Raw genomic sequence first — 9,539 nt, forward strand, 5'->3', positions numbered from 1 at the left:
AAAACTCCTCCCATGGAACATTGATAAAGCCATTTTGTCAATGAGCTGAGATACGCGGAGAATTCACCGCTTACGAAGCAGCGCCATAATATCCTGGAGAGCATGTTGCGGGGAATAGTGCACAAAGTGTCCACTCCACAAACGCCACCACTCTCCGTTCAAGAGATCCTGGCGCTGATAGCTAAGCCCCATGAGCAGCTCTTCTGGCAAAAAAGCCAATACAGCAACTGCGCTCCCAAACAGCAAGGTTGCCTTCATCCGTTATTGTCGGCGCAACCCCCTCCATCCCAGCCAGGCCAAGAGCAAAGAGATCCCGACCCCCAACCAGCCAGAGTCACCACTGCCCGCATAGCCGGGTTTATGTTCCACACGCACGCTGATATCCGTTTTAATACGCTCTCTGAATAACTCCAACTCTCTTGTCAACTGGGGGATTAAAGATTCCACAGCTTGGTTGAATCCTTCCAGTCTGGCTTTGCGGGCCTGCTCGCTAAATCCAACCAGAGGGGCACTACCTTTGATGCGACTTTCTCCAGGAGCACGGAATAAAAGCTTGCGGCTTGTCACATCAAACACGGAGGCATCGACCATGGTTTGAATATCGAATTGATCGCCATGGATGATGTAGGCTCCGATGATGCTCCAATAGAGGATCGACAGCAAATTGGGATCGTTGAATTGCACTTGATCATAAGAAACAAGCGCCACCACCTCTATATTGAGCAAGCGCGCAGCCTGTTCCAGATTGATAAAGCCACCTTTTGGACGCAAATATTGACTGGGAATAATGTCAATGGCGGCAATAAACTCATAGGAGGTAAAAAAGCTCCTGATTCGCTCCAGAAGAAGGTTTTTGTCCATCTCGGACAAAGCGGCACCCACACCAGGGACAAAGGCTATTCCCACCCGCACCGGAGGCCGCAAATGAGTCGTTGTTGGCTGCATCCGCGGCGCCTCCTTGGCATCGGGATACAGATATTCCACCACACTGCCCGTATATTTATAGCCGCTGTGTGGTGCCAATGATGCGCAACCGGCAAGAATAAAAAACAAAGAGATGATGAGATATTTTTTCATAGCTGTTGCTCTCATGTGCGCTTATTGCATAAGGTTGCCCAATCTCGTTGACACTAAGAGCATTCTCATCGCACAAAGGCGCCGAGACTCTGTGCATCCCTACTATGCCGATTATCCAACAACAATCAACTCTTTGCTAAACCAATGAATACACAAGCAAACTACACCACACCACCCTTTTATCAGCAGCATAAATCTGTCAGACCTCAATAATCGCCAACAACGGACAAAGATTTTGTCTTACGTTTTGCCATTCACAGCAGCATCGCTTCAGGAAAAAACCATATTTACTGCAGATGCCCATCCTCAGCCATCTCTGGATCGGTCAAACGACGATGCGGATGATCGACATGGCCTGCTTTTACCAAACAGCCATCCTTGTCATAGGTCACCTCTTGCAACTGCTTGCAGCCAATCAGCGAAACCACAATATCAAATGCCTGAATCAACGCATCCACCTCCTTGGTCAAATAGAGCGATGAATAGGGCATGGTGGCACAGGTCATCGAATAATCCGCCTTTTTTAATGCCAATTTGACATTGGCCCGCAAAAAGTTGGCCCAACGAAACTCAATAAAAAATGCCTTGGCCTGACTGCTCGGGAGATATTTTTCGCTGATATCCACCACATGCGTCTTCTCTTTCAAAGAGTCCTTGGTATAACAGCCACAATCACGCAACCAGCGCGACAAGGTCCGATAAGGATCGTTCAATATATCGCCAATCGATTTGGGCAATAAATAGGGGTTGAGCGGTCCCTCCCCTTTATCGTCATATAACCAAGTATAATGGTTTTCAATCATATCCCGCCAAAAATGGTCCCCATCCTTCTCCGACCAATCCTGCAATATATAGCCGTAGACATATTTATGACCATGGGGAATATCTGCTCGCCAGATGGCCGTGGAAAGATGGTGATGATCGGTGATAAACAGCTCCCGATTGGGCCCCAAAACCACTGGAACCAAACGACCCTCCTGACGCAAAAACTCATCCAAACGCTCATGCGCCATCTCTTTCTCTATCTGTCTCCGCTTGCAATCCACAGATACCAAACCAATGGAAAATTGCGTGGGACGTATCTTTTCCACAGGCAGCTCGAAAATGTCTCCTACCTCCAAATGCTGATGATGATTTTTTTTCATATCACCCTCTCCTCAATCAACTGCCGGTTATGGAAAACTTAATCGCCATTGTAACTATTCTGGTTCGTTCTGGCGCGCCAGCTCTACCCCCATGGGGATACTGTACGAATTGGCGCAAAAATGCGCGCCAATCCGCACAGCTTGCTTCCATTAGGCGCGATGCGCCGACGCAAAAAGCGCGTCGGCTTAGTGTGAAAATCGCGCCAAAAGCAAAAGATTAAAAGCAAGATCCCAGGGATTCCATCCCTGGACCCAGCCAGGGATGGAATCCCTGGACCCGCAGTTGTTTTGGGTGCTGAATAGTTACTCGCCATTTTGCTCAATCTGCAACAATTCCGCCCTTACTATACGTCAACAAAGCCATAAATCAACCTTCCATCACCATCTCCCACACCCCAAAATGGCGCGCACAGTGTTGCACACTCTCCATCGCCCCCTCAAAATCATAGAGAGCCACCTGCTGCTCCAACTGTACCAACCAGTGCATGGTCTCCGCCGATTGCGAAACCCCACGCAAGGCAGCCAACGTATGTTCCACCTCGGTATCAAACTGCGCCAACTGTTGCCGCACCTGTCGCAATAAATTGAGCCACTGTTGCCACTGCTCTCCACTCTCCATGGTCGCGGGCAACTGCTCATCGGAGCTGAGGTGGGCTGGCAAATGGCGATCCAACACAGTACACAGTTGCTGCAACGCCCCTGTCAACTCCTGCAACAGTGTCTGTACAACCTCTTCCGACCCCTCATTGCGCAGCACCTCTTCCAAACATACTGCCTTCTCCTGGAGCAGCATCGCTCCTACCGACGCGGCAACCCCCTTCAAAGTGTGCAGCATACGATCCGCCTCCTGGCGTTGACCTCTCTGCAACGCCTCGCGAATCGCCACTGCCGCACCTGCCTGATTGGCGCGAAATTTGGCCAACAGACTCAAATAGGCAGCGCGATTGCCATTCATGCGCTGCAATCCGGCCTGGCTGTCCAAACCATCGATCACCGGCAATATCGATTCTGTCTCTTCGGCAACCTCCTGTTTTTCTGTCTGTTCTGACAGTGGCAAAGGCTGGGGTGTGGCAGGACGAATCCAGCGTGCCAAGGTCAGATAGAGAGTGCCCGGATCCAACGGCTTGGCCAAATGGTCCTGCATTCCCGCCGCCAAACACTGTTCCCGATCACTGCTCAGCGCATTGGCTGTCATCGCCAAAATCGGCAAGGCACGCAATCGTGGCTCCTGGCGTATCTGCCGCGTGGCTGTCAAACCATCCATCACCGGCATCTGCACATCCATCAACACCCCATCTACCGCCTCTTTCAGGACATATTGCAACGCTTCCCGGCCATTGCGTGCTGTGACCACACGCATATTGGCCTGTTCCAACAGCTCTTGAGCCACCTGTTGGTTGATCTCATTATCCTCAGCCACCAGAATCACTGCCCCAGACAAACGGGCCATGGCTCCTGCAACCCCCCCTTCCGTTAATGATGCAGCCCGCCGGGGCAGATCATCGGCCTGGGGCACAGCCAACTTGACATCAAAAACAAAACGGCTGCCGACCGCCAGAGTACTCTCTACCTGTATAGATCCCTCCATCATCTCCACCAAACGGCGGGCAATGGTCAAGCCCAACCCGGTACCGCCAAATTTGCGCGTGATCGAACTGTCTGCCTGGGTAAAGGGTTGAAAAAGCTGGGCTACCTGCTCTGCACTCATGCCAATACCGCTATCCTCTACCATAAATTGCAAACGCACCAACTCTGCATCGCGTGCCAACAGAGCAACCCGAATGGCAACCTCGCCGTGTTCGGTAAATTTAATCGCATTGTTGGTCAGATTCAGCAAAATCTGCCCCAAACGTAATGGATCTCCCAACAGATCGGTCGGTATCGCCTCATCCAGCTCAATCAATAGCGGCAACTGCTTTTCCTGGGCCTTCAAAGCGGTCATCGACACCACATTTTCCAACACTTCTGCCAGTGTAAAAGGAATATGTTCCATATCCAGTCGCCCGGCTTCAATTTTGGAAAAATCGAGAATATCGTTGATGATGCGCAACAACGAGGTAGCCGCACTATGCACCTTGCGAATATAATTATGCTGGCGTGTGGTCAAAGCGGTCTGTAGACAGAGATAACTCAAACCAATAATGGCATTCATCGGCGTGCGAATTTCATGGCTCATATTGGCCAAAAAGTCACTCTTGGCCTGCGTGGCAGCCTCCGCCTCCTCTTTGGCCTGCAACAACCGCTGCTCCATCGCCTTCATGGCGGAAATATCGGTACGGATGGAGACAAATTTGAAGGGTTTGCCCTTGTTATTCAAAAAGGGCACTATGGTTGCCCGCACCCAATAATAGGATCCATCACGGGCCTGATTCTTGATCTCGCCATGCCATACCTGACCGTTCAGCAGATTCCCCCAGAGTTGCCGATAAAACTCTTCCGAATGCTCATCCGATTTGACCAGACGATGGTTGCAACCGATCAACTCTTCGCGACTGTAACCACTGATTGCCGCAAACTTGTCATTGACATAGGTAATATTACCCCGTACATCGGTCGTGGAAACAATGGCATGCTCATCCAGAGCCAGTTTTTGCAACTCCAATTCACGCAGGGCATCAGCCGCTGCTTTTTCTGACATGCGGTGGGAGACAATAAACAGGGTCACGATCCAGGCAGTAAAAAAGCTCAACAGGACCCCACAGACAAAAATGATCAAAGCGATGGGATGCTCTTTCAAGGCACGCAACGACCACTCGACATCCTCCACCTCGACAATCACCTTCCAACTGGGTGGCTGCTTGCCGAGACGCTCGCTGCCACTCTCTGCCCTCGCCAGGGTCAACTGTTGGAAGATGAAAGAGCCACGACTGGATTGAAACTCTCCGGAAGGACGGCTTTTCACATAGTTCCAGATAGATGGAAATTTACTGGCAAAGGTCACTGGCGGCAACTGCGGCAACAATCCCTCATCATTATCGTCAGGAGTAAAGATCAGATGTCCCTCCTGGTCGATCAGGTAGACCAGATTGCCATGATTAAGACCGCGAATAGTCTGCAACAGTGGGGCACCCAGATAGTGCAATATCACCATCCCGCGCCGCCGCCCCCACAGATCAAACAGAGGTGCCGCAAAACGCAAGATGGGTTTATGTGGTTCGACCACTTTCCCCTGCTCGCTGTGCAAGGTAAAACGGGAGACATAGCGCTCCTCTTCCGCGAGATGGCGGGTATGCGCAAACTCCTCCTGCTCCGCTTGCTGGCGCAACAGAAAAGAGGGAGCAACCGTGATACACCCCTCTTTGCCGCTGTAGACGCGAATAATCTCCTTTCCCTCCTCGTCCAAGAGACGAATTTGATCATAGACCCCCCGTTCCTGGGCCATAAATAAAAATTGTCTGGTCAAACGCTCTCGTGAGGCCACATCTCCCTTATTCAAAAATTCATTCAGATCCCCCCCACCGACAATCATGTTCAGATCAAAAAAGATGGCAGCAAAATCATTGGCCGCCGCTTTGACTACCCGATCCAACTCCAAAACGCGCTCATATTTTCGGGACAACCCTTCGGTGATATCGTTGGTATAGACCGCCACCCAGGAGATCAGAGTCAGAACCCCCAGGGCAATAGCCAAACTCTTGGCAAACACCGGGCGATGTTCGGCCTGCAACAGGCTGGAAAAGACAAAAAACAGCCCTTCTGACTCGCGCTGATTGCCATCCAGATAGAGGGCCAGCAAGGAAGAGCCCACCAGCACAAAAAAGAGAATGGCCAACCCCATCCCCAGCACCAGCGGATCCAGCAAGGTAGCAACTGTTCCACCTCCCGGTTGATCGGGAAAAAAGCTGGTTGCCTCCATGGCTATAAAGTGCATCCCGGAGATGGCCAAGGCCATGATCATGGGTGCCAGTTGCCGACCAAAGCCGCCATCAGGATCCAAGCCGATACGGCGCGCCAAACGGCGTGCATAGATTGCCAATATCGCCAACAGGATGGTGGTCAAAATGGCCAGCGTCAACAAAAGCGGATCAAACAACATCCGCGCTTCCAGACGCATCGCCATCATGCCCAAATAGTGCATCAAGGCAATACCAATACCGCCTACCAGCCCCCCCAAACCGATATAGCGGTTGTCCTGTCCGCCGCGACTGATCCAATGCAGCATCCAGCCTGCCGAAAAGATGGCCGGCAGTGCTGACAACACCGTCAAATTCAAGTCATACTGCACCAAAATCGGCAAGCGCAAGGCCAGCATGCCGACAAAGTGCATGGCAAACACCCCACAACCAAAAGCAGTCGCCCCAAAGATCAACCAAATGCGCTGCATCAGCGCACTCTCTTCCCGACGAATGGGACGAATCACCGCCAAACCGGAAAATGCCCCCAAATAGGCAGCCAACAAAGAGAGCAACACCAAAAAGGGATCATAACTTCCCACAAGTGCCGTTGTGCGATCCATGCCTGCTGGTAAAAATTGCACCATCATTTTAATTATCCCTTATCTCCCTCAAGTCAGGCACGGTAGATTTATTCACAAGCTCAGAGCAATCCGCTGTCTGAGCAAATGCTCACAGTGCTGCTGATTCCTCCCTTTATCGCCGGGCGATGCCATTGTGGCGCACTTTCCACCCAGGGAAAAGGATTTCTCCCTTTTGCTCTCCCGGGCACGGTCAATCAGCAAAAAAACGTTGTGTTTTTATCCCTCAATAAACAGAATTGCCCGCCATTCATCGCTGTAACTGTTCGACAGCAGAGGAGTCTCAGCAGCGCAATTTCTTCTCTTGGCTTGAATTCTGCTTGCAAGATTGGCGATATACTGCAACAATTTTGTGATTTTCTACTATCAACACCAGTCAAGGAGCTCTTCATGAGTGCGCTCAGCAAGGATAACCTGATCGGAGATTTTTGGGGTGGCCTCACCGCTGTTTTGGTGGCACTCCCCTCAGCCATCGCCTATGGCTTGGCTGGCTATGTGGCCCTGGGCCCAGAATATGTTGGATTTGCTGCCATGACCGGCGTGATTGGTACAGTGGCTCTGGGTTTGGTCTCTCCGGCTTTGGGTGGCGCCCCCCGTCTGATTACCGCACCCTGCGCCCCGGCTGCCGCAGTGCTGGCCGCCATCATTACCGACATGTTGGCCGGTAAAGGTTTTTCTGGACCGCTTACACCCGATCGCATCTTGCTGCTCTTGACTGTCGTAGCCTTGCTCTCAGGATTCCTGCAGTTTCTCTATGGAGCCTTGGGCGGTGGCAAATTGATCAAATATATCCCCTTCCCTGTGGTTTCGGGATACCTGAGCGGCGTCGGCACCATCATCTTCGTCAGCCAGATCCCCAAACTGCTCGGCCTGCCCAAAGGGACCAATCCCTGGGTCGGCGTGGTCACCCCCTCGCTCTGGCAATATACCGGCATCGCCGTTGGCATCACCACCATTATCGTCATGCTTATGGCACCGCGTATCACCAAAAAATTACCGGCGCCCATCCTGGGGCTGCTGGGGGGGATGACGGTCTATTTTTCCATTGGACTGCTCAAACCGGAGCTCTATGAATTAGCCGGCAACTCCCTGTTGATCGGTCCCATCAACCTTGACATGCAAACTCTGGCCAACAGCATGCACAGCCGCTGGGACTCTATCAGCCAAATTCAGTTTGCCGATCTGGCTGTGCTCATCGTCCCTGCCCTGACCCTCTCCATCCTGCTCTCTATCGATACCTTGAAAACCTGCGTAGTCATGGATGCCTTGACCCGCAGCCGCCATCGCTCCAACCAAGAGTTGATCGCCCAAGGGGTCGGAAACTTTGTGGCCGCCCTCACCGGCGGCATGCCTGGTGCCGGCACCATGGGTGCCACACTGGTCAACCTCAACAGTGGTGCCAAAACACGTTTTTCCGGGGTTTTTGAAGGCATCGGCGCCTTGGCCGTCCTGCTCTTTCTCTCCCCGCTCATCAGTTGGGTACCCATCTCCGCCCTGGCCGGTATCCTGATTGTGGTCGCCTTCCGCATGTTTGACTGGCACAGCTTCCAGCTCTTGCGGCAAAAATCGACTCTGCTCGACTTTTTTGTCATCGCCTCTGTGATCTTTGTTGCCCTGCGCTTCAACCTGATTGCCGCCTCGGGAACCGGTATCGGTCTGGCCATGCTGCTCTTCCTGCGCGAACAGGTACGCAGCTCTGTGGTACGCCGTCTCGTGCAAGGCGACCATCTCTCTTCCAAACGCAATCGCCTTCCCGAAGAAAAAGAGATTCTTGCCACCCATGGTGTGCATACCACCGTCTGCGAAATTCAAGGAAATCTCTTCTTTGGCACCACCGATCAGCTTTTCACGCAATTGGAACCCGCCATTCGCAGTTGCCGCTATCTGATTCTGGATATGCGCCGGGTGCAATCGGTGGACTTTACCGCCGTGCATATGCTCGAACAGATCGAAGCCATGCTCAAAGATCGCGGGGCACATCTGATCTTTTGCGACCTGCCGGTCCATCTCTCCACTGGACAAGATTTGCGCACCTATTTTGCGCAAATGGGGCTGCTTCGTCCTGATGAACTGCAGCTCTTCCCCTCACTCGATGAGGCACTGGAGTGGGTCGAAGAGAAGATTCTCCAGGAAAACCACCTCCTCGATCTCAACGAAGAGGTGGCTCTCACTCTGGACCGGGTACCTCTGTTGCGTGGTTTTGACAATCAGGATGGTACTCTGGATCTGCTGCAAAGCATCGTTGAGGAGCGCCACTGCCAGCCTGGTGAAGCGGTCTTCCGCCAAGGTGATGAAGGCGATGAGCTCTATATCATCCGTCGTGGCTCGGTGCGCATTCTTTTGCCTTTGGGAGAAGAAAAATTTCGTGTGTTGGCCATCTTTGGACGGGGCCATTTTATTGGAGATATGGCCTTCCTGGATCGCGGCAAACGCTCTACCGATGCGGTTGCCGAACAGCCCACCGATATTTATATTCTCTCACGCAAACGCTTCGATGAGTTGACGCAAAGCCATCCGCAATTGGGCTTGAAAGTGTTTTTGCGTCTGGCCAAGGTACTCTCCTCCCGGCTGCGCTTCACCAACGCCGAGTTGTCGGCGATGCAAAACGCTTGATCACTCCATTGTCGTAACACCAAAAGCCCCCGGAAAGGGGGGCTTTTGGTTGATTGTCAGCGTTTTTTGTAACTATTCACCACCCAAAACTATTGCGGGTCCAGGGAGGGCACCTCCCTGGCCGGGTCCAGGGATGGAATCCCTGGGATTTTGCTTTTAATCTTTTGCCTTTGGCGCGCTTTTCAAACTAAGCCGACGCGCTCTTTGCGTCGGCTTAAGCGCCTAATGGA

General features: G+C 52.2%; 5 protein-coding genes. 1 reads left to right on the plus strand and 4 read right to left on the minus strand.

Translation table 11 applies throughout. The annotated features are described in order from the left end of the window. Positions 1-63: 63 nt before the first annotated feature. From EJP87_RS10680 to EJP87_RS10695, 4 genes are all read right to left on the minus strand, one after another. Positions 64-258 (minus strand): rhomboid family protein, encoded by a 195-nt coding sequence (locus tag EJP87_RS10680; RefSeq protein ID WP_130471861.1) that lies wholly within the window; start codon positions 256-258, stop codon positions 64-66. Positions 259-261: 3 nt separating this feature from the next. After that, complete coding sequence (rhlP, locus tag EJP87_RS10685; RefSeq protein ID WP_227657578.1) at positions 262-1,077, minus strand: rhombotarget lipoprotein; 816 nt, start codon at positions 1,075-1,077, stop codon at positions 262-264. Between the two features lie 287 nt (positions 1,078-1,364). Next, the gene (locus EJP87_RS10690) at positions 1,365-2,222 is read right to left on the minus strand and encodes a ParB/Srx family N-terminal domain-containing protein (RefSeq protein ID WP_130471863.1); all 858 of its coding nucleotides are present in this window, start codon (positions 2,220-2,222) and stop codon (positions 1,365-1,367) included. Positions 2,223-2,589: 367 nt separating this feature from the next. Further along, positions 2,590-6,705: an MHYT domain-containing protein gene (locus tag EJP87_RS10695; protein ID WP_130471864.1), complete on the minus strand. Its 4,116-nt coding sequence runs from the start codon at positions 6,703-6,705 to the stop codon at positions 2,590-2,592. A 381-nt stretch (positions 6,706-7,086) separates the two neighbouring features. Between EJP87_RS10695 and EJP87_RS10700 the strand changes: the two genes are divergently transcribed. After that, positions 7,087-9,309 (plus strand): SLC26A/SulP transporter family protein, encoded by a 2,223-nt coding sequence (locus EJP87_RS10700; protein ID WP_130471865.1) that lies wholly within the window; start codon positions 7,087-7,089, stop codon positions 9,307-9,309. Positions 9,310-9,539 lie beyond the last annotated feature (230 nt).

The organism is Candidatus Magnetaquicoccus inordinatus, from assembly GCF_004217665.1.
In the GTDB taxonomy this organism is placed as follows: domain Bacteria; phylum Pseudomonadota; class Magnetococcia; order Magnetococcales; family Magnetaquicoccaceae; genus Magnetaquicoccus; species Magnetaquicoccus inordinatus.